This is a genomic window from Microvirga vignae (assembly GCF_001017175.1).
Lineage (GTDB): Bacteria > Pseudomonadota > Alphaproteobacteria > Rhizobiales > Beijerinckiaceae > Microvirga > Microvirga vignae.
Window position 1 is genome coordinate 85,755 of record NZ_LCYG01000019.1, and the last position, 21,332, is coordinate 107,086.

General features: G+C 59.2%; 16 protein-coding genes. 11 read left to right on the plus strand and 5 right to left on the minus strand.

Going from position 1 to position 21,332, the window contains the following annotated elements; translation table 11 throughout:
* Positions 1–95: 95 nt before the first annotated feature.
* Together AA309_RS08085 and AA309_RS08090 are read right to left on the minus strand one after the other, a co-directional pair.
* Complete coding sequence (locus AA309_RS08085; RefSeq protein ID WP_047188493.1) at positions 96–3,281, minus strand: efflux RND transporter permease subunit; 3,186 nt, start codon at positions 3,279–3,281, stop codon at positions 96–98.
* 23 nt (positions 3,282–3,304) lie between these two features.
* Entirely contained in the window at positions 3,305–4,456 is a 1,152-nt protein-coding gene (locus AA309_RS08090) for an efflux RND transporter periplasmic adaptor subunit (protein ID WP_047188494.1), read from the minus strand.
* A gap of 456 nt (positions 4,457–4,912) precedes the next feature.
* Between AA309_RS08090 and AA309_RS08095 the strand changes: the two genes are divergently transcribed.
* Positions 4,913–7,357 carry an AI-2E family transporter gene (locus AA309_RS08095; RefSeq protein ID WP_047188495.1) on the plus strand — a complete coding sequence of 815 codons (2,445 nt, stop codon included), beginning with the start codon at positions 4,913–4,915 and terminating at the stop codon, positions 7,355–7,357.
* A gap of 364 nt (positions 7,358–7,721) precedes the next feature.
* Complete coding sequence (locus tag AA309_RS08100; protein WP_084730988.1) at positions 7,722–8,114, plus strand: response regulator; 393 nt, start codon at positions 7,722–7,724, stop codon at positions 8,112–8,114.
* Between the two features lie 429 nt (positions 8,115–8,543).
* Here the strand turns inward: AA309_RS08100 and AA309_RS35100 are convergent, their stop codons facing one another.
* The gene (locus AA309_RS35100; protein WP_160310417.1) at positions 8,544–9,554 is read right to left on the minus strand and encodes a S8 family serine peptidase; all 1,011 of its coding nucleotides are present in this window, start codon (positions 9,552–9,554) and stop codon (positions 8,544–8,546) included.
* A gap of 1,249 nt (positions 9,555–10,803) precedes the next feature.
* On the opposite strand from AA309_RS35100, the gene AA309_RS08110 reads away from it, so the two are divergent.
* From AA309_RS08110 to AA309_RS31780, 4 genes are all read left to right on the plus strand, one after another.
* The gene (locus tag AA309_RS08110) at positions 10,804–11,295 is read left to right on the plus strand and encodes an RNA polymerase sigma factor (RefSeq protein ID WP_047188497.1); all 492 of its coding nucleotides are present in this window, start codon (positions 10,804–10,806) and stop codon (positions 11,293–11,295) included.
* 25 nt (positions 11,296–11,320) lie between these two features.
* Complete coding sequence (locus AA309_RS08115) at positions 11,321–12,088, plus strand: anti-sigma factor family protein (RefSeq protein WP_150117437.1); 768 nt, start codon at positions 11,321–11,323, stop codon at positions 12,086–12,088.
* Positions 12,089–12,186: 98 nt separating this feature from the next.
* Positions 12,187–12,558, plus strand: a complete 372-nt coding sequence (locus AA309_RS31775) for a DUF1236 domain-containing protein (RefSeq protein ID WP_052954544.1) — start codon at positions 12,187–12,189, stop codon at positions 12,556–12,558.
* A 55-nt stretch (positions 12,559–12,613) separates the two neighbouring features.
* On the plus strand, positions 12,614–13,348 hold the full coding sequence (locus AA309_RS31780; RefSeq protein WP_084730976.1) for a LuxR C-terminal-related transcriptional regulator: 735 nt from the start codon (positions 12,614–12,616) through the stop codon (positions 13,346–13,348).
* Between the two features lie 417 nt (positions 13,349–13,765).
* Here the strand turns inward: AA309_RS31780 and AA309_RS08135 are convergent, their stop codons facing one another.
* Complete coding sequence (locus tag AA309_RS08135) at positions 13,766–14,170, minus strand: DUF1236 domain-containing protein (protein WP_047188500.1); 405 nt, start codon at positions 14,168–14,170, stop codon at positions 13,766–13,768.
* A 681-nt stretch (positions 14,171–14,851) separates the two neighbouring features.
* Between AA309_RS08135 and AA309_RS08140 the strand changes: the two genes are divergently transcribed.
* Positions 14,852–15,715, plus strand: coding sequence for a LysR substrate-binding domain-containing protein (locus tag AA309_RS08140; RefSeq protein WP_244470294.1), 864 nt, complete (start codon positions 14,852–14,854; stop codon positions 15,713–15,715).
* 6 nt (positions 15,716–15,721) lie between these two features.
* Here the strand turns inward: AA309_RS08140 and AA309_RS08145 are convergent, their stop codons facing one another.
* Positions 15,722–15,973, minus strand: coding sequence for a CBU_0592 family membrane protein (locus AA309_RS08145; protein WP_047188502.1), 252 nt, complete (start codon positions 15,971–15,973; stop codon positions 15,722–15,724).
* A gap of 214 nt (positions 15,974–16,187) precedes the next feature.
* On the opposite strand from AA309_RS08145, the gene AA309_RS08150 reads away from it, so the two are divergent.
* The 4 genes from AA309_RS08150 to AA309_RS08165 all read left to right on the plus strand — a co-directional run bounded on the left by AA309_RS08150 (position 16,188) and on the right by AA309_RS08165 (position 21,312).
* On the plus strand, positions 16,188–17,777 hold the full coding sequence (locus AA309_RS08150) for an ABC transporter substrate-binding protein (protein ID WP_047188503.1): 1,590 nt from the start codon (positions 16,188–16,190) through the stop codon (positions 17,775–17,777).
* 79 nt (positions 17,778–17,856) lie between these two features.
* Positions 17,857–18,864, plus strand: a complete 1,008-nt coding sequence (locus AA309_RS08155; RefSeq protein ID WP_047188504.1) for an ABC transporter permease — start codon at positions 17,857–17,859, stop codon at positions 18,862–18,864.
* A complete protein-coding gene (locus AA309_RS08160; protein WP_047188505.1) occupies positions 18,861–19,688 on the plus strand; it encodes an ABC transporter permease in 828 nt (275 codons plus the stop codon). Before AA309_RS08155 ends, AA309_RS08160 begins: the two co-directional genes overlap by 4 nt.
* The gene (locus tag AA309_RS08165; RefSeq protein WP_047188506.1) at positions 19,681–21,312 is read left to right on the plus strand and encodes an ABC transporter ATP-binding protein; all 1,632 of its coding nucleotides are present in this window, start codon (positions 19,681–19,683) and stop codon (positions 21,310–21,312) included. Before AA309_RS08160 ends, AA309_RS08165 begins: the two co-directional genes overlap by 8 nt.
* The last annotated feature ends 20 nt before the right edge of the window (positions 21,313–21,332 follow it).

Here is a 21,332-nt window from a genome sequence, read left to right on the forward strand (position 1 = left end):
GAAAAAACCTCCGTTGTGACTTGACTGCCCCAGCATCAAGCACAGGTGCGCTTATTCCATTCGCACTGTCTCCGCGGCTCGGGCGTTTGGCTCTCCTATTCGGCTGCGGACGGCCGGGGCTCCATCGTGCGGGATGGTTCCGGAACGGGGCGCCTGAACACCCGCAGCACCAAGAGCCGCAGAGTGACATAGAACACTGGGGTCAGGAATAGCCCGAACAGCGTCACGCCGATCATCCCAAAGAACACTGCTGTCCCCAGCGCCTGTCGCATCTCGGCCCCTGGTCCGGTCGCGATCACGAGCGGCAGCACGCCGAGAATGAAGGCAAAGGCCGTCATCAGGATGGGGCGCAGCCTCAACCGGCACGCCTCCACAACCGCTTCCACCGGTGCCCTCCCTTCGAACTCCGCCTGTTTGGCGAACTCGACGATAAGGATGGCGTTCTTCGCAGCCAGTCCGACGAGCACCACAAGGCCGATCTGAGTCAGGATGTTGTTGTCCTGCCCTCGCAGCATCACACCGAGAAGTGCGGAGAGAACGCTCATCGGAACAATGAGAATGATGGCAACAGGCAAGGACCAGCTTTCATACTGCGCAGCAAGAACAAGGAACACGAAGAGCACGGACAGGGCAAAGATGAACACCGCCAAGTTGCCGGTCTGCCGCTCCTGGAAGGCGAGTTCCGTCCACTCGAACCCCATCCCCGGTGAAAGGCTCTGTCGAACCATACCCTCCATGATGTTCAGAGCATCTCCGGAGGAGACACCCGGAGCCGCATTGCCCTGCAGCGCGACCGAGGTGAACATGTTGTAGCGCTGGATCAGGTCCGGACCGGACACCTCGCGCATCTCGACGAGCGTGCCCAATGGAACAAGAGCCCCCGTAGAGGAGCGGACGCGCAATCGGTTGATGTCTTCCTGATCGACCCGAAACCGTTGATCTGCCTGGGCCCTGACCTGGTAGACGCGGCCAAACGCGTTGAAGTCGTTCACATAGGCCGTGCCGAGATTGATACGGAGTGTTTCAAAGATGTTCGGAATCGGCACGTTCAAAATGCTGGCCTTCTGGCGGTCGATCTCCAGATAGACCTGGGGCGAATTGGCGGAGAAGGTCGTGAATACGCCGACGAGATTCGGGTTTTGCCGAGCCTGCCCCATCAACTGATAGGCGATAGCGAGAATTCCGCGCACATCGTCGCCGGTCCGGTTCTGGAGCTGAATCTTGAAGCCCCCCGAATTGCCGAGGCCCCGGACGGGCGGCGGCGGAATGGCAATGATGAAAGCCTCTTCGATCTGCTGCATGCGGCCAAAGAGATCGCCAATGATCTTGGTCGCTGAATCTCCGGCCTCGATCCTTTCGTCGAAAGGTTTGAATCTGGCGAAAATGGCTGCAGCATTGGTCGCATTGGTGAAGGTCGCGCCGGAGAAGCCTGCAAAGGCGACTGCATCTTCAACGCCGGGGGTTTCCTGGATAATCCTTGAGGCCCGCTGCACGACTGCATCGGTACGGGACAAGGCAGACCCATCTGGCAGCTGAACCACGACGATGGCATAGCCCTGGTCCAGGGTCGGAATGAACCCACGCGGCACATGATTGGCAATCCACACTGTTCCGGCAATCAAGCCGCCATAGATCGGCAACACGATCAGCTTATGCCGCACCACCGATCCGACAGCCCGGGCATAACCACGGGAGGTCGCATCGAAGCCCCGGTTGAAGCCATTTGCCAGGGCCTTGCCTGCTCGCAGAAGCGGGTTGTGCGGAGTTACATGACTGTGCGGCTTCAGGAGCCATGCGGCAAGAGCTGGCGACAGAGTCAGGGAGTTGAATGCCGAGATCACCGTCGAGACGGCGATCGTCAGAGCGAACTGCCGGTAGAACTGGCCGGATATTCCGGGGATGAAGGCTGTCGGCACGAAGACCGCGACCAGGACCAACGCAATGGCCACGAGAGCGGCCCCGACTTCATCCATGGTGACATGAGCGGCATCCCGCGGCGACATTCCGAGCGCGATATTGCGCTCAACGTTCTCGACCACCACGATGGCATCATCGACCACGATGCCGATCGCGAGCACCATCCCGAACAGGGTGAGAGTGTTCAGCGAGAAACCCAGGGCCGCCATGATGGCGAAGGTGCCGATCAGCGAGACGGGAATCGCCACGATGGGAATGATGGCCGAGCGCCAGCTCTGCAGAAACACGATCACCACAAGCACGACGAGAGCCGTAGCCTCGAACAGCGTCTTGTAGACCTCGTTCACGCTCTCGGCGATGAACTCGGTGGGGTTATAGACGATCTGATACGCAATGCCGGGCGGGAAATTGGCTTTAAGCTGCTCCATGGTCTGGATGATCTGATCCGACGCAGCCAATGCATTGGTACCAGGCCGCTGAAAGATCCCGAGAGCGACGGCAGATTTCCCGTTGAGATAGGAGTTTGTCACGTAATCCTGGGCGCCAAGCTCGATCCGGGCCACATCCTGCAGACGGACCAAGCGTCCGTCCGGCGTGGACTGCACGATGATCTGCCGAAACTGACGTGGATCTTCGAAACGTCCCTGTGTCGTGACTGTCAGTTGAAAGGCTGCATCGGTTGGTGTCGGTTCCTGCCCAAGGGCACCGCCTGAAACTTGGACGTTCTGCTCCTGAACGGCGCGAACCACGTCGCTGGATGTCAGACCGTAAGCCGCAATCTTCTCGGGATCGAGCCAGACTCGTAGGGAATACTGGCGTTCGCCGAAGATGATGATGTCTCCCACGCCGTCGAGGCGCAGGAGAATGTCGCGCACGTAGTTGCGGGCATAGTTCGAGATGTAGAGCTGCTCGTACGAGCTGTCCGGCGAGAGCATGTGCACGACCATCATGAGATCCGGAGAACTCTTCAGTGTCGTGACTCCAAGACGCCGCACCTCGTCGGGCAGGCGCGGCGTTGCAATGGCGACCCGGTTCTGGACGAGCACCTGGGCCTCGTCGAGATCAGTCCCCAGCTTGAACGTGATCGTCAAGGCCATGGAACCGTCGCCGGTAGAATAAGAGGACATATACAGCATGTCCTCGACGCCGTTGATCTGTTGTTCCAGAGGTGTTGCCACAGTGGAGGCTACGGTTTGGGCATCGGCTCCCGGATAGCTGGCCCTGACCACCACCGTCGGGGGGGTGATCTCCGGATATTGGGCGACCGGCAGCGTGGTGTAGGCGATCCCGCCGACGATCACGAAAATAACCGACAGGACGGTAGCGAAGATGGGCCGGTCGACGAAAAAATGTGCAAAGCGCATGGGGGCCTCCTCGGCGCGTGAGGTCAGGTGCCGTTTCGCTCTCGTGTTGGAGGAAGCGTCGTCATCTGCGGCGTGATCGGCGCTCCGGGCCTTACCCGGACAAGTCCGTTCACGACCAACGTCTCATTGCCGGTCAGACCATCCCGGATAACCCTGTAGCCGTCGATCCTCGGGCCGATGCGGACAGGCTTGAGATTGACGACATTGTTGTCGCCGACAACGTAGACCACGCGCCGGTCTTGATCGCTGCCGATTGCCTCGTCGGGCAGGAGAATGCCCCTGTAGGGATCTGAGGCACCGACCGTGACTCGACCGAACAGGCCAGGGGTTAGAAAAAGATCTTTGTTCTCGAAGAGCGCGCGGGCGCGAATGGTACCGCTGGCCGCATCCAGCCGATTGTCGAAGAAGTCGAGCTGCCCCTTGCGTCGTTCAAGACGTTCATCCGTCAAGGTGAGCAGAACTTCGTTGGCCTCCCCATTGACGGTGGTCTTCGTTCCTCCGTGGGTCTGGCGCGAAAAGGCCAGAAACGAACGCTCGTCGACGTCGAAATAGAAATGGATCGGGTCGAGCGAGAGGACATTCGTCAGGACTGTTTCGTTGGCGTTGACGAGGTTGCCCTCGGAGACGAGCTTACGGGAGATCTTTCCCGACAAAGGAGATTTTATCTCCGTGAACTCCAGATCGAGCTGGGCCTGTCGCAAGGCTGCCTGTGCACGATCGAGATCGGCCTTCGCAGTCAGGAATGACTGGCGCCGCTGGTCATGGAGCTGGTCGGTGATGTTGCCGGTGCGGCGCAGCTGCTCGGCCCGGTCGAGATCGCTCTGCGCGAATTCCATGCGGACCTGGGAGGATGTGACCGCGGCCCGCGCCTGCTCCAGAGCGTTTCGGTAAGGCCGCGGATCGATGGTGAAGAGGAGATCTCCCACCTTGACGAAGGTCCCGTCCTGGAAATGCACCTTGTCGAGATAGCCCGAGACCCGCGCTCGAATATCGACCTGATCGATGGCCTCGAACCGTCCGATGAAATCAGTCTGCTCGACAATGTTCCTAACGACTGGCTTCGCAACCGTCACGGGCGGTGCTTGCCCTGGGCCTCCTTGGGCGAGAACCGAGCTGAAGACAGCCAACCATCCAGTGACGATACCCAGAGCAACAACAGACCGGAGACAACGCATGCGAACCTCCTGATCGGCATCATCGATGCTACATTATACATCCACTTTCGTCTGCGGCTCATTGCGAAAGCGAGAAGACAAGCTGCGCTCAGCTTGCATCGGCATATTATGCATTTTTGTGACGGCGGAAAGGTAATGCAACAATCATGCGCATCTACGGCGCAATCAAGCGGTCATCTTGCGCCAGGGAGCTGAGCAGGAAAACCAGCCGCAACCATCCTATTGGTAGAGCCCAGTCTGATGCCAGTCACCTGCCCAATCGGCTAGGTTTTCAGGGGGAACATCTCTCACTTGCTCAAAGGCAAACCATAGAGCTCTGTCGCGAGCGGGTTTTCACCCCAGCAGTCCGTCTTGCGAGCGAGCGTCAATCCGAGACAATGCCCGCTCGGCGCAACCGGATCTAACGGGTTTATGCCGAGTTGTCCTTCGGTTGACTCGACCGGAAGGTGTTACATCATGGCCGACCCGGCTCCGCTCCCGTCCCCGCCGGCCGCAACGTCCGTAAGCTCTCCGCTTCTGACTGCCGGCGGCATCGTCCTTGCGATCGGAGGCCTCTATTTCGGCCGGGACATATTCATTCCCTTTGCTCTGGCCATTCTCCTGAGCTTCGCACTCACCCCTCTGGTGAACTGGCTCCGACGGATCAGGCTGCCCCGGATTGCCGCAGTACTCGTTGTCGTAACTCTCACTTTCATTCTCATAGGCGGCATCGCCTTCGTGGTCGGGCGTCAGCTCGTCCAACTCGCGAACAACCTTCCGACTTATCAGACCACCATCACGCAGAAGATCCGGTCCTTGCAGCAGTCTGCGCCTGGAGGCAGCATCGTCGAGAAGGTCACGACCACCATCGAGGATCTCGGCAAGGAACTCTCAGGCGAGGAAAAGAAGCCCGAGACGCCGCAGCCTCGCCTCGGGGCAGGATCTTCGCACGAGCCAGTCACCGTCCGGCTCGAAGCTCCGCGGGCCAATCCGCTTGAGATTATCCAGACCGTCGTCGGTCCGCTGCTCGCGCCGCTCGCCACGGCCGGCCTCGTCGTGATCTTCGTGATCTTCGTGCTGCTCGAGCGAGAGGACCTCCGCGACCGCTTCATCAAGCTTGCCGGGGCAGGCGATCTCCAGAAGAGCACGCAGGCTATCAACGATGCCGCCGCCCGGGTCAGCCGCTACCTGCTGATGCAGCTCGTCGTCAACCTGACCTACGGCATCCCGATCGGGATCGCGCTCTACTTCATCGGCGTGCCCAACGCGGTGCTCTGGGGATTGCTGGCCGCAGTCCTCCGCTTCATCCCCTATCTCGGCCCTTTCTTGGCCGCCCTCTTCCCCATCGCCTTGGCGGTCGCGGTCGATCCCGGCTGGACCATGCTGTTCTGGGTCGTGGGACTGTTCCTCATCGCCGAGCTCGTTAGCAACAACGTCATCGAGCCATGGCTCTACGGCTCCAGCACGGGCCTATCCTCCCTGGCCATCATCATGGCTGCAATCTTCTGGACCACATTATGGGGCCCGGTCGGCCTGTTTCTGGCGACGCCCCTGACGGTGTGCCTTGTCGTCATCGGCCGCTATGTCCCGCAACTGGAATTTTTGGGCGTGCTCCTGGGCAGTGATCCGGTGCTCGCGCCAGAGGAGCGGCTCTATCAGCGCCTACTGGCCGGCAACCTGGAGGAGGCAGTGGAAATCGCCGAGGACTATGTCGACGAATGTTCGTCGCGCGAGTTTTACGACAAGGTGGCCATCCCCGCCCTTCGTCTCGCAGAAAACGACCGCCAGCGTAGCACCACGGACACCAACTACCGGCGCCTCGTGGCTGATACGGCGATCTGTGTCGTGCGGGAGATCGAAGACCACGTCCGGGAAAAGGCTGCTTCCACCCACGAGCAAAGCGAACAAACAGGCGAAGGTCGCCTCGCATCTGCCAATGAGGCGCGGCCCTCGCCCGTGCTCTGCGTGGCGGGCCGCACCGAGCTGGATCGCGCCACGGCTGAGATGATGGCGCAGGTGCTGGACGAACGCGGAATCGGCGCTCGAGTCGTCCCGCCGATCGCCGTCAGCCAGGGCGCCTTGGGCCAACTCGATCTCCAAGGCGTGGAGGTGGTGTGCCTGTCCTATCTTCACCCGCAGCCACAGGTCTATGCCCGCTACATCTGCCGTCGCCTGCGCCGCAGGGCACCTCACGTGAAGCTCGTCGTGTGCTGCTGGAACCTGGCGCCGGGGACAGGACAGATGGAGGATCTAAAAAAGCAGATGGCGGCCGATGCTGTGTTCGCCTCGCTGGAGGCCTGTATTGACCAGGTCAATGCATGGCTATCACGCCCGACGTCGCTCAAATCAACGCCCCCGCTCCTTCCCGACACTGAGCAGGCGCAGCTCACTGCACTCCACGACCTCGGCCTAGCCTCCGCGAGGAGCCGGCAATTCGATGAGGTGTCCAGGAAAGTCGCGCAGGCATTCGATGCTCCGATCGCTCTGGTATCCCTCGTTGACGAGGTGCATCAGCCCCGGACCGATACACCGGAGTCATCCCAGGGCATTCAGACGATCCAGCAGGCTTCTCATGAGGAGGCGCTCGACGCACACGTGGTTGCTGCGAACGAGGTTCTGGTCTCCGAGGACGTGACCAAGGATGCGCGCTTCGCCGATGATCCGCTCGTGCTCGAGAAGGGAATTCGTTTTTATGCCGGCGCCCCGCTGCGGACCTCTGACGGGGTCGTCATCGGTTCTCTCTGCGTGATCGACACCCAGCCGCGCGAATTCCCGGAACAGGACCGTCGACGCCTCCAAGAGATGGCCGATGCATTGATGGCGCAGATTGAGCACCGGACCACTGAAGATCAATCCCACGCTACGGGCGTCGTCCAAAAGAGTCATTCATCGACAGAGCCAAAAGTCGGTGAGTTCCAGTGAAGCGCCTCGGAGAGAATCTCAGACAAAGTCCGCTGTGGCAGGTGCCCCAGGATCTTGGCACTGGAAGGTCGGCTCAGGGTCAAACCAGGAGTGTTCCCTCCCTTCGGTAACGTCCGGTGTTGCGTTCTCAAGCAGACAGCCGGTCGACTTCCGCATTGTGCCGATTGGAGACACTCCGGATCGCGTGTCATATTCCGTTGAAGACTGTTTTACGGAAAGGGCCCTAGGCGAGGCCGTGGCGAGCGGCGCGAACCTGTGCCAGTCAGTCCAGGGCAGCAGGAACAAAGCTGCTCCATCTCTGGTTCTTATTAGGCCTCTTAGTCCTTCTGTCGAGCATAATCCTATGTCCAGTTCGGCGTCCCGCATGGTGGTCCTCGTTGTCGAGGATGAAACCCTCGTGCGCATGTTTCTGACCGACTTTCTTGACGAGGCCGGGTTCAAGGTCTTCGAGGCCGTTAGTGCCGATGAAGCCATGGCCCTCCTTCAGGCTCGGCCCGACATACAGGCAGTGATCACTGATATTGAGATGCCTGGCTCGATGAACGGCCTTGAATTGGCTAAACTGATCCAGGAGCGCTGGCCTGGCGTGGGAGTAGTCCTCTCCTCTGGACGAGAACGGCCCGGTCCGGACGATCTGTCAGATCGAGTGGCGTTTGTGTCCAAGCCCTATCTTCCTGCAACGGTGATCCAGGTCATTCAGCAGATGTCCACTCCCCAAGTGGTGGTAGCTGCTTCCGCTAGGGATGAGCCGGCATAGGTGCGCCTGGGAACATCAGCGTGGCGGGATTAGGAGGCCCAGTTCACAACACAAACTAATCACATGACGGCCCCACACGCTAAGAAGTCTTTGATCAAGAAGGCACAGGATGGCTGAGTAAGAGTCCATCTTCGGGGCATGGTTCGAAAGCTGAAAACTCGCACGCATTTCCGCGAGCAAAAGGCCGCATAATTTGCATAAGCCTGCTTCATCTCGGAGATAAGCGTCTTCCGGGCTGCAACGGCATCCAACAAGAGGACGAATGAAGAAGGGCGCGCTTGGTAGTCATGACCAAGTTGTCGCTTACACCCTGCGTGTGGAAGCAGTAAGAAGACTTCAGCCATTGAACGGTTCGCAGTACCGCCGCTGAGGCGTATGGCCGTTCCCAGCTAGATCAGATTTGGTGCATCAGACCGGAATCTGCCCTCGTCATGGTGTTTGATGCCCTTCGCGTCGAGGAGGTGCAACGGAGGAAACATGGCCGACTATGGGAACGGGCGTTGTTTTCGGCGCAGAGCACAAGTTGGTCATCTGCACGAGACCGTATCCGAACGTGGTGTCCCGACCAGGCGCGCCGAGATCCCGCGTGGTGTCTTGCAAGTGTTTCTCTAGTCTCTCAGCATCTATCTCCGCGTTATTGGCCAGCATCATCGCCATGGCGGCTGACACGAAGGGTACGGCAAAGGACGTTCCGCTCCTTACCGCGCTTCCTCCCTTCGATTGAGCCGTCCGGATCTCGACACCCGGAGCCGCGAAAGCAACATATGAACCGCGGGTTGCACGCCGATAGACGTTGAGCTGGCGATCCACTGCTGTCACGCCAATGACGCCGGAATAGGCCGCCGGATAGGATGGCTCGGCTCCGGCTCCGTTGTTTCCGACTGCCGCTACAAGGACGATTCCCTGTGCATGGGCGGCCTCTATCGCTGCCTCGAGAACCTTGTTCGGTGGCCCTGACAGGCTGAGGTTGACGACCTTCACGCCACGATCGGCGAGAGCCTCCAGGGCGCTGACAAGGGACACGACGTCGGACCTGTCAGCCGTACCGTCTCCCTTGGAAAAGGCATCAACGGCGATGAGGTTCGCCCGCGGAATCAGCCCAGGCGTCATGCTCCCCGGCCGTCCGACGAGGAGCGCGGCGATAGCAGTGCCATGATCAAGAGAGGAACTGCTCCCGGGTTCCTTGGAGATGTTCAACAATTCGATCGACTGGCCCTTGAGGGCCTCATGCTCAAGATCAATGCCGGTGTCGATGAGACCGATGAGCGGCGGCGCCTCGCAGGCATCAACCGCTATTGGCTTCCAGCCTACGAGTGCGGAAGCTTCACAACCAGGGGCGGCACATTCGGAATCTCCATCCGTATAATAGTAGGAGTCCGCATCGGTAGATGCCTTGAAGTTGACCCTCCGCACGGCCCGCTCGGCCTCTACGATGGACATGCCCGCAGGAACGCCCAGCCGAACGATACGCGGAGCGATGAGGCCGCGCGTCTGAGACCTGACCTGCAGGCCTGATGCCGCCAGCCTAGCCAATTCCTGTTCAGAGAGGCCGGAGACGACAATTGAGTTCGGCGCCTGCCGGGGCTTGGATGGCGAACCAATCAACTCTGGGCGATCGTTCGTGATTGTGGAGGCGGCACGTTCGGCCGCGGATGGCTGAGCGGATCGAACTGCACGAGAGCCCTTGACTGACTCCGGCGTGTCTCGAGCGACCAAGTCAGGGGCAGTCTTTCCATTGTCACGCGTAATGCTGCCCTTCGCGATTTGTCCTCTCCTGGTCTCCTTAGATTCCTTGTTCCTCTTACCGGCTGCGACGCTCCGGCCTGGAACCGAAGGCTTGGCACTTGGCACGGCTCCAAGATGAATCTTTCTCATCGTCCCGCCTTTCCAAGATTTCGGCTCCTTAGCGAATCCAGCCGCTTTCTTGCCCGTCGAGTTCGATGCGTTCAAAGAGTGCCCCGGCGCCTCCCCTGCCGGACCGCTCCCGGTACTCTGATTGCCGCTCCTGCTGCCCTGCCCGGCACTGCTGCCACTAGAGGAACTTCTTCCACCGTTACTCGCGCCGCTGCTCGTCCCACCAGCTCCGTTGCTCGCACCCGAATTCCCTTTTCCGGAGTTCCCGTTTCCGGAACCACCAGCGTTTCCGCTGCTGCCTCCGGCATTTCCTTGGGCGCCACCATTGTGGCCCCCCCCATTGCCGCCTCCGTTCCCATTTCCAGAATTGCCTTTTCCACCAGCGTTTCCGTTTCCACCACCTGGCTTAGCGATGGCTGTCGATGGGGTAAGTTGGAGGTCAGCACGTGAACCATGATCGAAGCGGAATTGAACGGGTGCCGCAACAGCTACACCTCCGGCTACCATCACGAGATATCGCCACCAACGTGCCATTAAGGTTCCTCATGGCTCTCTTCCGGTACGCGGGACCTGAAGAACCCGTATGAACCGGACAGCATGCGGTACTCTGTTACGAAATACTCGGCAGATATCCGAAACCTCCCGCTCTGATTTCAGAGCGGGACATCCCTGGTGAGGTTACGCCAGCGCAGAGCGCTAACGATAACGATAAAGTCCGACTTTGTATCCGGTAGTGTCCCGGATCAAACAGACCTGTCTATAATCATGCAAATTATGGAGGGAATAAAGCGGGCCGAGATCCGTTTTCAGGAGCAGGGGGCAGCGCGGAGCAGAAATGCCAGCAGCCATCGGACAGGAACTTGTGGCGCTTCTGCCGCGGCTGAGGCGCTTCGCCTTGGTGCTCTGCCGTTCGCCGTCCCTGGCAGACGATCTCGTGCAGAGCGCTTGCGAGCGGGCGCTGGCCAATGCGGACAGCTGGGCACCCGGGACGCGCTTCGATGCATGGGTATTCCGCATTCTGCGCAACAATTGGATTGATCACCTGAGACGATTGAGGACCGAGGGCATGAAAGAGGATGTCGCAGCGCAGATGGAAATCGTCGGAGATGCCGGTGAAGAGCCGATCCTGAGCAGGTTGCTGCTGGCAGAAGTCCAGCAGATCATTGATACGATGCCGCCGGAGCAGCGGGAGGTGCTGCTGCTGGTCTGCGTCGAGGATCTCGCCTACCGGGAAGCGGCCGAGGTTTTGGGTGTTCCGATTGGAACAGTGATGAGCCGTCTCGCACGAGCCCGTAAAAGGCTCGTCGAAATGACGGCTGCCGCCTGACGGACGTGACTGCGGAGAGATGCTGATGGCGCAACTTCACTTTAGCGATGAGATCCTCATGGCCTTCGCGGATGGGGAACTCGATGAGCCGGTCGCTGCCACGGTCGAGCAGGCTATGGCCAGCGACTTGGCAGTCGCCAAGCGGGTTGCCGAGTTCCTGCGCAGTCGACATCTCATCCGGTCAGCATTCCCCAGCGAGACGGCATCCGACGTTCCTCCTGAACTGCGGGCCGCGGTACAGGCCCAGGTCGATCGTTTCGAGAGACACGCCACTCAGCCGACTTCATCTGGAGGAGGCCAAGCCTCGCAGAGCGTGCCTTCCTCAGGAAGGTGGCGCCTCGGGATGGCTCTGGCTGCCAGCCTCGCGGCGCTCGCAATCGCGACAGGCGGCTATCTGGCTGGCCGACAGGGACTTCAGCCTTCATCCTCTGGCCCAATAGCAAACCTCACGGCTCCTGAAGTCAACCGTACCCTCAGCGAAAGCCCCTCAGGACAGGACCAGGATTTACCCTTCGGACGAATGCGGGTGATCTCAACATTCCGCATGGCGAACGGTCCCCTATGTCGGGAATTCCAGCTCCAAATGCCCTCTGGAACTTCCAATGCGGTTGCCTGTCGCGATCACGATTGGGTGATCACCTTCGCAACCGCGTCGGCCCCAACGAACGATCCCTATGTTCCAAGTGGCGGAGCGGATCTCATGGCAAGCTACCTTCAGAACGCTGGCGCTGGCGAGCCGCTTCTTGGTTCAGCTGAGATGAAGGCATTGAGCGAGGCTCAGCCTCAGAGATGAGGCACGGCGATCGTCCGCAAATTCGAAAATTACCACAGCTTCTGGAATAAGTCGGGCCGCCATCCGTTCTGCATTCAGGCAGGCGAAGGAGGTCCACGATGCGGATACTGCTCATCCTGATCTTTGCCGTGTTCTCTCTGGGTGCCATGGCGACCTTCGAAGGGGCCAGAAAGACTCCTGATAACTCCGGTTCCAAGCTGGCCAATGCACAGACTGGAACCCTCACCGGAGCCGTCTCTTTCGTCCGAAAAGCCAAGGCACATCTGTCTGCCGACGGGAGAGCACAGACGTGGTCGGAACCTTCCGCAAGAGGCCAGGACACTCCACGTCTTCAGATAGGCGATGTGCCTCCCGAAGGAGCCGTGCTCTACGTGGTTCCGAGGCACGAATCCTACCGATACACGATTGTCAATGGACGCCGTGTGATCGTCGACGCGGCCTCACGTCAGATCGTTTACGTCATCGAGTGATGACTGTTCCGGATCACGCATACACCATCTCCATCCTGAGAACGGAACGATACTCATGTTATTCGATCAAGCTAATCAGGAACAACAATTTCTCATGGAGACGGCAAGATCATGCATGACAAGAGTGCATGTTTACGCCACTCCCCTTCTCCGTACGGGAATAGAGCAGATCCTGGATGACGTACGCTTCGTTGTGGCCAATTCTGCACTTCAGACCACCTCGGAGCGCTCGGCCGCTGATGATACGGCAGCAGATCTTTTCATCGTGGATGAGAATTACCGTCCCCATGGAGTCCTCGAACTGATCGCAGAATTGAAGGCCCAGAATGCGGCGGCACGAGTGATCGTTCTTGCCGGCCAATTTGATATCGATGCTGTCATTTCCGCTCGGCACGCCGGAGCAGACGGGCTCTGTCTCACGACCAGCAGCCGCGATGTCCTGGTCCGTTCGATCGAGCTGGTTATGCTTGGAGAGATTGTGGTTCCGTCAGAGCTGGCTCTCGCGATCATAGAAGGACGCGTATCCAGCGTGGACTGTCTGCCTGGATCCATCCGTGAGAAACCTATTGGCGCGGCTCCGCGTTTGCCCTTGTCCAACCGAGAATTTGAGGTGTTGGGCCTGCTCAAAGAAGGAGCGCCCAACAAAGTCATTGCTCGCAGACTTGATCTGGCCGAAGCGACCGTGAAGGTCCACGTCAAGGCAATCCTCAGGAAGATCGGAGTTCACAATCGGGCTCAAGCCGCTATCTGGGCAGCGTATCACCTGCCGCCCGATGCGGTGATCGAATGATCAGTGACGACGACACGACGAGCAATTGCTCGATGTCACTCTGGCGTATCAAGTGCGTGAAACGAATATCAACGACACGACGGACTCGAGGGGCCCATGCTTATTTACAACCTGTTCAGACATAAGGATGAAGTGGACCTGTATTGTGCCGTTCCAGAGGACAGACCGGTTCCGGAGTTCTTAACGGCGGATGACTGGGAATATGCCCGTGCGCTGGACATCAGGACGCTGTTTGACGCTGACACCCCTGCGAACAGATCCGCAAAGGACGGTGACTTCTTCCTATTCCACCGAAGACCACAAGCCGTCGGTTAACCCCGAGGACCGATATCCCTTTTGGCCACCTGCCGGCACGATTCCGGTTCTCTACATGAGGGGCGGCCGCAGGACCGCCCCTTCAATTTTCCGGAATGTCGCTTAGCGAATAACCTGCACGATCTTGCGGCTGCCCGGCTCGACCAGCACGGGGGTGTTATTCACCACCGTGTACTTATAGCCCTTCACCTTATACTGGGCTGGCACCTCGTGATAGGTCACGCCGGATTCCGGCAGAACCGCGCCCACACGCACCTCTTCCTTGTAGGTATAGGACGGCACCTTCTGGGTCGTCACATACTGGCGGAACTCCGGCTGCTGCTGATCAGCAATACCGCCCGCGATGGCGCCCGTGACGCCACCCACGGCGGCACCGACCGGACCGCCGACGACCGCACCGCCGACTGCGCCGGCAGCAGCCCCGGTCGCGGCGCCGGACTGCGCGAAAGCAGCCGCAGGGGCGAGCGATGCGAGGACAACACCAGCAAGAAGGAACTTCTTCGACATGGATAACTCCTGAATTTTAGATTCGGGCTCTCTGCCCGCTGCTCACTCAACTCGACTCGCGCGAAGTAGTTTCAAATCAAATATACAATTCACATACCGTTTATGCAGAAGCCACGAGTATGAACACTGGATTAACAGCTCATTTATTCAACATTAAGGCCGCATACTGCTTCCAGTGATGACATTTGCGAATACACTGCTTCATGGCACCAACTCGCCAGCTGACATTACTCTGGAATCGCAGCATGGGTCTGTCACATCATCTTTGTGGAGCATCTCCCAGAGCAATCGGCGGGGTGCGTTGGAGCACCCCGCCGAACTAGGATTGGACATGGAGGATCCTATGGGTTCCGTGTCGGAGCAGACTTATTCGGTGACTTCGAGCACCCGGCGGTTTTCAGGCTCGACCATCGCGATCCCATCGCCGATCACCATGTACGATAGGTGCGAAGCTCGGGAACTTCAGTGATGCTGGTCTGTCGGCCGACTTCCGCGTCGTGCCCGATGCAGGCCCTTTGCCTGAACAACTTAAATTTTTTGATTGCGATCGGAATAAGCCACAATGTCATAGGCGGCATTCCTGGTAAGCGTTGCTAGCGCAACCATTATCGCTTTATTGCGTGAAAGTTGGAATTCACCAGGAGTTACTAAATAATGTTGCGAGGGAGAGAGCTGCCACCATTGGATGCACTCGTCATCTTCGAGGCAGCCGCCCGCCTGGGGAACTTTTCCCGGGCGGGTCTTGAACTTGGACTGACGCAGAGCGCCATAAGTCGGCAGGTCAACAAGCTTGAGGCTTTTCTCGGCTCCAAGCTGTTCACGCGCACAACCTCCGGCGTACTCCTTACACCGACCGGGCAAACCTATTCCGCAGAGGTCGGGCGAATCCTCAACGACATCCTGGGGGTGACGGATGGTGTCCGGGCCTGGACTGGTCCGCGCCAAGTTACGATCGCCTGCTCCCGGGCGATCGCGGATCTCTGGATCATGCCGCGACTGGGCCGAATGGAGGCTGCTATTCCCAGCCTCGAGCTGCGCCTGCGGGTCACGGATGATGTTCTGCATCTTCGGCTGGACGAGTTCGATCTTGCCGTGTTCTATCGGCGGGAGAAACCGGTTGGCGTTGCCGCTACAATCCTGGGGCGTGAGGAGATCATACCCGTTTGCAGTCCTGGGGCACCAAGGCTCGGAGACACCTTGGATCCGATTCTCCTGTCTATTGAGGACCCTCTCCGAGAGTGGCTCGATTGGCCCGACTGGATAATGGCCGCTCAAGCCAACCTTCCAACCGCCACGCGGTTCTGGAAACTGGGAGGCTATCAACTGGCTGTCGAGGCGGCTGTCGGCGGACTCGGGATTACACTGGGATGGACTTGGCTGATCCGTGAGCATTTGAACAGCGGAAAGCTCGTTCCCGCCCACGACTACACTCTGGCCTCGGAAGGATGCTTTTATCTTCTCAGACCCGCAGATCGCCACCAGCGACGTATTGCGCGCGAAGTCGCTGATTGGCTGATCTCCAGCAATGAAGGAGACGTGTCTTAAGAAGACTCAGTTAGGCTGTGTTCGCCGGCTCCGTGAGCGTGCATACCCGACGATCGTAAAAACAAGCCAAAGCACCTGCGTGATGAACGATGACAAATTGAAATTGAACAGCAGCGAGTAAATGATCGCCAGTCCCCCGACAGCATTCAATGCGGCATAGCGGGTATCTTCAATCTTCAGCATGCCCATCTGCAGAAGCCCATAGGCCAGTAGATAGGCCGCAACCCCTATCAATCCGACGAAATCTGCAGTGCTCATGGATGCTCTCCACTTCGTGTGAAGCAGAGTGTCTATGAGCAAGTGAGCACACGGCAGGAACGAAAATGCCGCATAGGGATATGCGACAAATTCATGACAATGGTTGAAAATCCTTGCCTTAACCTCCGTCCCGGAGGCCCCGCAGTCATCAACCGGACTGTGAGAAGGTCAAAAAGAACATCTCAAGATCGATTAAGCACAGGGAACGAGAAAAATGACCGATGATATAAGGGAACTCGGAGCGCGCATGCTGCTCGGCGGGATGAACCGGCGTGAGTTTCTGGGCCGCGCCATGGTTGCCGGGATGACCCTGGCTACGGCCAACTCGCTGCTCGCCTCCTCCGCGAATGCCCAGCAGCCTAAGAAAGGCGGCCACCTGAAACTCGGTCTCAAGGGTGGCGCTTCGACCGATTCCCTCGATCCCGCGGCCTACAGCACCTCAGTCATGTTCATTACCGGCCGTTGCTGGGGCGACACGCTGGTGGAGACGCATCCGACCACCGGCGCACCGATGCCCGGCCTCGCCGAGTCGTGGGAAGCCTCGCCGGATGCGGCAGTGTGGACCTTCAAACTTCGTAAGGACGTGAAGTTTCACGACGGCCGAATAATGAAGGTCGAAGACGCCGTCGCAACACTGAAACGTCACTCGGACGAAACGTCGAAATCCGGGGCCCTCGGCCTCTTGCGCTCGATCAAGAGCATCGAAAGCAAGGGCGGCGACCTCGTCATCACCCTGAGTGAAGGTAACGCAGACCTGCCGCTGACCCTCAGCGACTATCATCTCCTCGTTCAGCCGAATGGCGGCCTCGACAATCCTTCTGCCCCGATCGGCACAGGCCCCTACAAGCTGACGAACTTCCAACCGGGCGTCCGCATCACATTCGAGAAGAACCGGGACGACTGGCACTCCGACCGCGGTCATGCTGATACCGTTGAAATCATCGTCATGAACGATGCGACGGCGCGCGTCGCAGCTTTGTCGTCAGGCCAGGTTCATTACATCAACTCCGTCGACGCCAAGACCGTCGGATTGCTGAAGCGCGCCCGGAACGTGGAAATTCTCAACTCTCCGGGCAAAGGCTTCTACAGCTTCCTGATGCACTGCGACACGGCGCCCTTCGACAACAACGATCTGAGATTGGCGCTGAAATACGCAATCGACCGAGAAGCTATGCTGAAACAAGTCATCGGCGGATACGGCAGGATCGGCAACGACTACCCGATCAACACGAGCTACGCGCTGGCTCCCGAAGGCATCGAGCAGCGTATGTATGATCCCGACAAGGCTGCCTTCCATTACAAGAAGTCAGGCCATACCGGTGCCTTGGTGCTACGCACGGCCGACACGGCGTTTTCCGGCGCGGTTGATGCAGCCGTCCTCTTCCAGCAGAGCGCGAAAAAAGCCGGCATCCAAATCGACGTGAAGCGGGAGCCTGACGACGGCTACTGGTCGAATGTCTGGAACGTGCAACCCTTCTGTGCCTCTTACTGGGGCGGTCGGGCGACGCAGGATCTGCGCTATGCGACATCCTATGTCTCGAACGCCGAATGGAACGACACGAGGTTCAAGCGGCCGGATTTCGACAAGCTGGTGCTCCAGGCTCGCTCCGAGCTGGACGAGGCCAAGCGCAAGGAACTCTACAGACAGATCGCCGTCATCGTGCGCGATGAGGGTGGTCTGATCCTGCCGGTCTTCAATGACTATCTGGCCGCCTCGACAAAGTCGCTGAAGGGTTTCGTGCACGACATCGGCAACGACAGCTCCAATGGCTATGTCGCCAGCCGCGTCTGGATAGACGCCTGATCCTTCGCAACGACCTGCATAATCGGTCAGGACCACGACATAGTCGTGGTCCTGACATGAATTGCCATGGGATTATTCCATGATCCATTCATCCAAGGCCGGATTCATGTCCGGCCGGACGCTGCGACAGCGTTTTCCGCTGCTGTCCATGATCATTCAGCGGCTGCTTCTCAGCGTCGTCCTGCTGTTTGCGGTTTCGATCGTCATCTTCGGCGGGATTGAGGCTCTGCCTGGCGATTTTGCCACCACATATCTGGGCCAATCGGCGACGCCGCAAGCTGTTGCCAACATCCGCACGGAGCTGGGGCTCAACAAACCGGTCGTCACGCGTTATGTCGAGTGGCTCGGTGGCGCGCTCACCGGAGATTTTGGCACATCCTGGGCTAATCGTAATTCTGTGAGCGAGCAGATCGGCGGGAGGCTCGGAAACTCGCTCTTCCTCGCCTTTTTCGCCGCCATTATCTCCGTACCGCTCGCGGTCGGCCTTGGCATGTTGGCCGTGTTGTTCCGCAACCGTCTGCCGGACCGGATCATCAACATCGTATCCTTGGCCGCCATCTCGCTGCCGGAATTCTTCGTAGGTTACCTGCTGATCGTGTGGTTCGCGGTAAACACTGGAATCGCCACCTTTCCGGCGACCGTCTATGACGGTATGCCCTTTCTCGACCGATTGTCGGCAATCGCGTTGCCGACCGCCACGCTGGTCCTCGTCGTGATCGCTCATATGATGCGCATGACCCGTGCCGCGATCATCAACGTCATGTCCTCAGCCTACGTGGAAACGGCGGAACTTAAAGGCCTTGGCGGGCTGCGTATTATCGCCAGACATGCCGCTCCCAACGCGTTGGCTCCGGTCATCAATGTCGTCGCCCTCAACCTTGCCTATCTTGTAGTCGGCGTGGTGGTCGTTGAGGTGGTCTTTGTGTACCCGGGCATAGGCCAGTACATGGTCGACGCAGTTTCGGTGCGCGACATGCCGGTCGTCCAAGCCTGCGGCTTCATCTTTGCAGCCTTCTACATCTTCCTCAACATGATCGCTGATATTCTCGCGATCATTGCGAATCCGCGCCTGAGACATCCGCGATGAATCTGAGAACTATTCCCTTGAGTGCGTGGATCGGCATGGCAGGCCTTGCGGTTGCACTGGTCTGCGCGGCGTTCGCTCCCTGGGTCGCGCCCCATGGAGAAGGCGATGTCGTCGGTGACATCTGGGCCCCCCTGGGAGGCGATTTCCTGCTCGGCACGGACAATCTCGGCCGCGACCTCCTATCACGCCTGATCTATGGCGCCCGCACCACAATTCTCGTGTCGCTGGCAGCAACCGTTCTCTCCTTCGCCATCGGCATGTTCCTCAGCTTCATGGCCGTTGTCAGGGGCGGCATCGTGGATCAGGCGTTCTCGCGCTTCAACGATCTGATGATGGCTATTCCCACTCTGATCTTTGCACTCGTCGTGCTGGCAGTCCTGCCGCAGGAGACATGGATCCTCGTCCTCGTCATGGCGATTCTCGACTCCACCCGCGTCTTCCGCATCGGCCGGGCAGTGGCTCTGGATGTCGCGGTGATGGAGTTCGTCGAAGCAGCGCGGCTGCGCGGTGAAGGGAAGCTGTGGATCATCTTCCGGGAGATCCTGCCCAACACCTTATCGCCTCTCTTGGCCGAATTCGGGCTGCGCTTCGCTTTCGCAATCCTGTTTCTCTCCACTCTCTCCTTCCTGGGCCTCGGCATTCAGCCTCCAACGGCCGATTGGGGCGGCATGGTGAAGGACAATAAGGACGGCATCATCTTCGGAGTATCCGCGTCACTCATTCCCGGCGCGGCCATCGCCCTTCTGGCCGTCTGCATCAATCTCGTTGTCGACTGGCTGACGAAACGGACATCCTCACTCAAGGGAGGGCGCGGCGATGCCTGATCTTCTGTCTGTACGTAATCTGAAGATCGAGGCGACCGCCTACCCGCCGGGTGAGCCGCCCAGGACCGTGACGCTGGTCGACAACGTTTCGTTTGACCTCACCAAAGGAAAGGTCCTTGGCCTGATCGGCGAGTCCGGAGCGGGCAAATCCACCATCGGGCTTGCGGCTCTTGCCTATGGACGCGGCGGCGCGCGTATCGCCGGGGGACAAATCGGCCTCAATGGCCAGGATATTCTCACGCTGGGGCCTAAAGAGATACGTGGCATTCGGGGCGCCAGGGTATGTTATGTCGCGCAATCTGCGGCAGCGGCCTTCAATCCAGCCCACCGCCTCGGTGAACAGGTGATAGAAGCATCGCTTCGCCACCGTATCATGAGCCGGGCGGAAGCGGAGAAGCGGGCAGTCTATCTGTTCCGCATTCTTGGGCTGCCTGAGCCGGAGACCTTCGGGCGGCGCTTTCCGCACCAAGTGTCGGGCGGACAGCTTCAGCGTGCCATGACAGCCATGGCCCTCTGCCCCAATCCAGAACTGATCGTTTTCGACGAACCCACCACGGCTCTGGACGCGACGACGCAAATCGATGTCCTGGCAGCGATCAAGCACGCAATTGAAGAGACCCGTACCGCGGCCCTCTACATTACCCACGACCTTGCGGTCGTCGCACAGGTCTCCGACGACATCATGGTCCTGCGTCGAGGCAGAACCGTGGAGTGCGGTTCCGTCCGGCAAATCATCGAAATGCCGCGGGAGGAATACACCCGTGCGCTGGTGAACGTACGACAGTCCATTCGCCAGGAGACCGCCGATCAGTCGGACCCTCTCCTAAAGGTGGAGAAGATCAGCGCCCGGTACCCCAATGGTTTCGAAGTTCTGCACGACGTATCCTTGCATCTGCCGAAAGGCCAGACCCTGGCGATCGTCGGCGAGTCCGGATCCGGCAAGTCGACGCTGGCGCGCGTGATCACCGGCCTTCTGCCGCCAAGCGAGGGCCGCATTTCGTTCAACCGGAAGGAACTGACGCCGGCACTCAAGGATCGTTCGAAAGACGACCTGCGGAGAATTCAGCTCATCTATCAGATGGCGGATACGGCAATGAATCCGCGTCAGACGGTGCGCGACATCATCGGTCGGCCTCTGACCTTCTATTATGGCCTGCGGGGCGCTGTGAAGACCGCCCGCGTCAAGGAACTGCTCGATCAAATCGAAATGGGCAACGGCTTCATCGATCGCTACCCGGCTGAGCTATCAGGCGGTCAAAAGCAGCGCGTCGTCATTGCCCGGGCTCTAGCGGCCCAACCTGAGGTTATCCTCTGCGACGAGCCAACCTCGGCGCTGGATCCGCTGGTGGCGCAGGGCATTCTTGAACTCCTGATGAGACTTCAGAAAGAGACAGCCGTCTCCTACCTCTTCATCACCCATGATATCGCCATCGTCCGCGCCATCGCCGACTCCGTCGCTGTCATGCATCGCGGCCGCCTGGTCCGTTTCGGTCCAAGGTCGAAAGTCCTTTCGCCTCCTTTCGACGACTATACCGATCTGCTTCTCAAATCCGTGCCCGAGATGGAGGTCGGCTGGCTCGAGCGCGTGCTGGAAGCACGCCGGATGGAGAGCACCGGAAACTGAAGACTTTACGTCGCGCATTC

What these genes read in the sequence shown, in the direction of transcription:
- AA309_RS08155 (WP_047188504.1), top strand. Translation starts at nt 17,857, where the DNA reads ATGATCCATTCATCCAAGGCCGGATTCATGTCCGGCCGGACGCTGCGA.
- AA309_RS08150 (WP_047188503.1), top strand. Translation starts at nt 16,188, where the DNA reads ATGACCGATGATATAAGGGAACTCGGAGCGCGCATGCTGCTCGGCGGG.
- AA309_RS08160 (WP_047188505.1), top strand. Translation starts at nt 18,861, where the DNA reads ATGAATCTGAGAACTATTCCCTTGAGTGCGTGGATCGGCATGGCAGGC.
- AA309_RS35100 (WP_160310417.1), bottom strand. Translation starts at nt 9,554, where the DNA reads ATGTCCATCGTAGAGGCCGAGCGGGCCGTGCGGAGGGTCAACTTCAAG.
- AA309_RS08085 (WP_047188493.1), bottom strand. Translation starts at nt 3,281, where the DNA reads ATGCGCTTTGCACATTTTTTCGTCGACCGGCCCATCTTCGCTACCGTC.
- AA309_RS31780 (WP_084730976.1), top strand. Translation starts at nt 12,614, where the DNA reads ATGTTATTCGATCAAGCTAATCAGGAACAACAATTTCTCATGGAGACG.
- AA309_RS08095 (WP_047188495.1), top strand. Translation starts at nt 4,913, where the DNA reads ATGGCCGACCCGGCTCCGCTCCCGTCCCCGCCGGCCGCAACGTCCGTA.
- AA309_RS08110 (WP_047188497.1), top strand. Translation starts at nt 10,804, where the DNA reads ATGCCAGCAGCCATCGGACAGGAACTTGTGGCGCTTCTGCCGCGGCTG.
- AA309_RS08165 (WP_047188506.1), top strand. Translation starts at nt 19,681, where the DNA reads ATGCCTGATCTTCTGTCTGTACGTAATCTGAAGATCGAGGCGACCGCC.
- AA309_RS08090 (WP_047188494.1), bottom strand. Translation starts at nt 4,456, where the DNA reads ATGCGTTGTCTCCGGTCTGTTGTTGCTCTGGGTATCGTCACTGGATGG.
- AA309_RS31775 (WP_052954544.1), top strand. Translation starts at nt 12,187, where the DNA reads ATGCGGATACTGCTCATCCTGATCTTTGCCGTGTTCTCTCTGGGTGCC.
- AA309_RS08135 (WP_047188500.1), bottom strand. Translation starts at nt 14,170, where the DNA reads ATGTCGAAGAAGTTCCTTCTTGCTGGTGTTGTCCTCGCATCGCTCGCC.
- AA309_RS08115 (WP_150117437.1), top strand. Translation starts at nt 11,321, where the DNA reads ATGGCGCAACTTCACTTTAGCGATGAGATCCTCATGGCCTTCGCGGAT.
- AA309_RS08100 (WP_084730988.1), top strand. Translation starts at nt 7,722, where the DNA reads ATGGTGGTCCTCGTTGTCGAGGATGAAACCCTCGTGCGCATGTTTCTG.
- AA309_RS08145 (WP_047188502.1), bottom strand. Translation starts at nt 15,973, where the DNA reads ATGAGCACTGCAGATTTCGTCGGATTGATAGGGGTTGCGGCCTATCTA.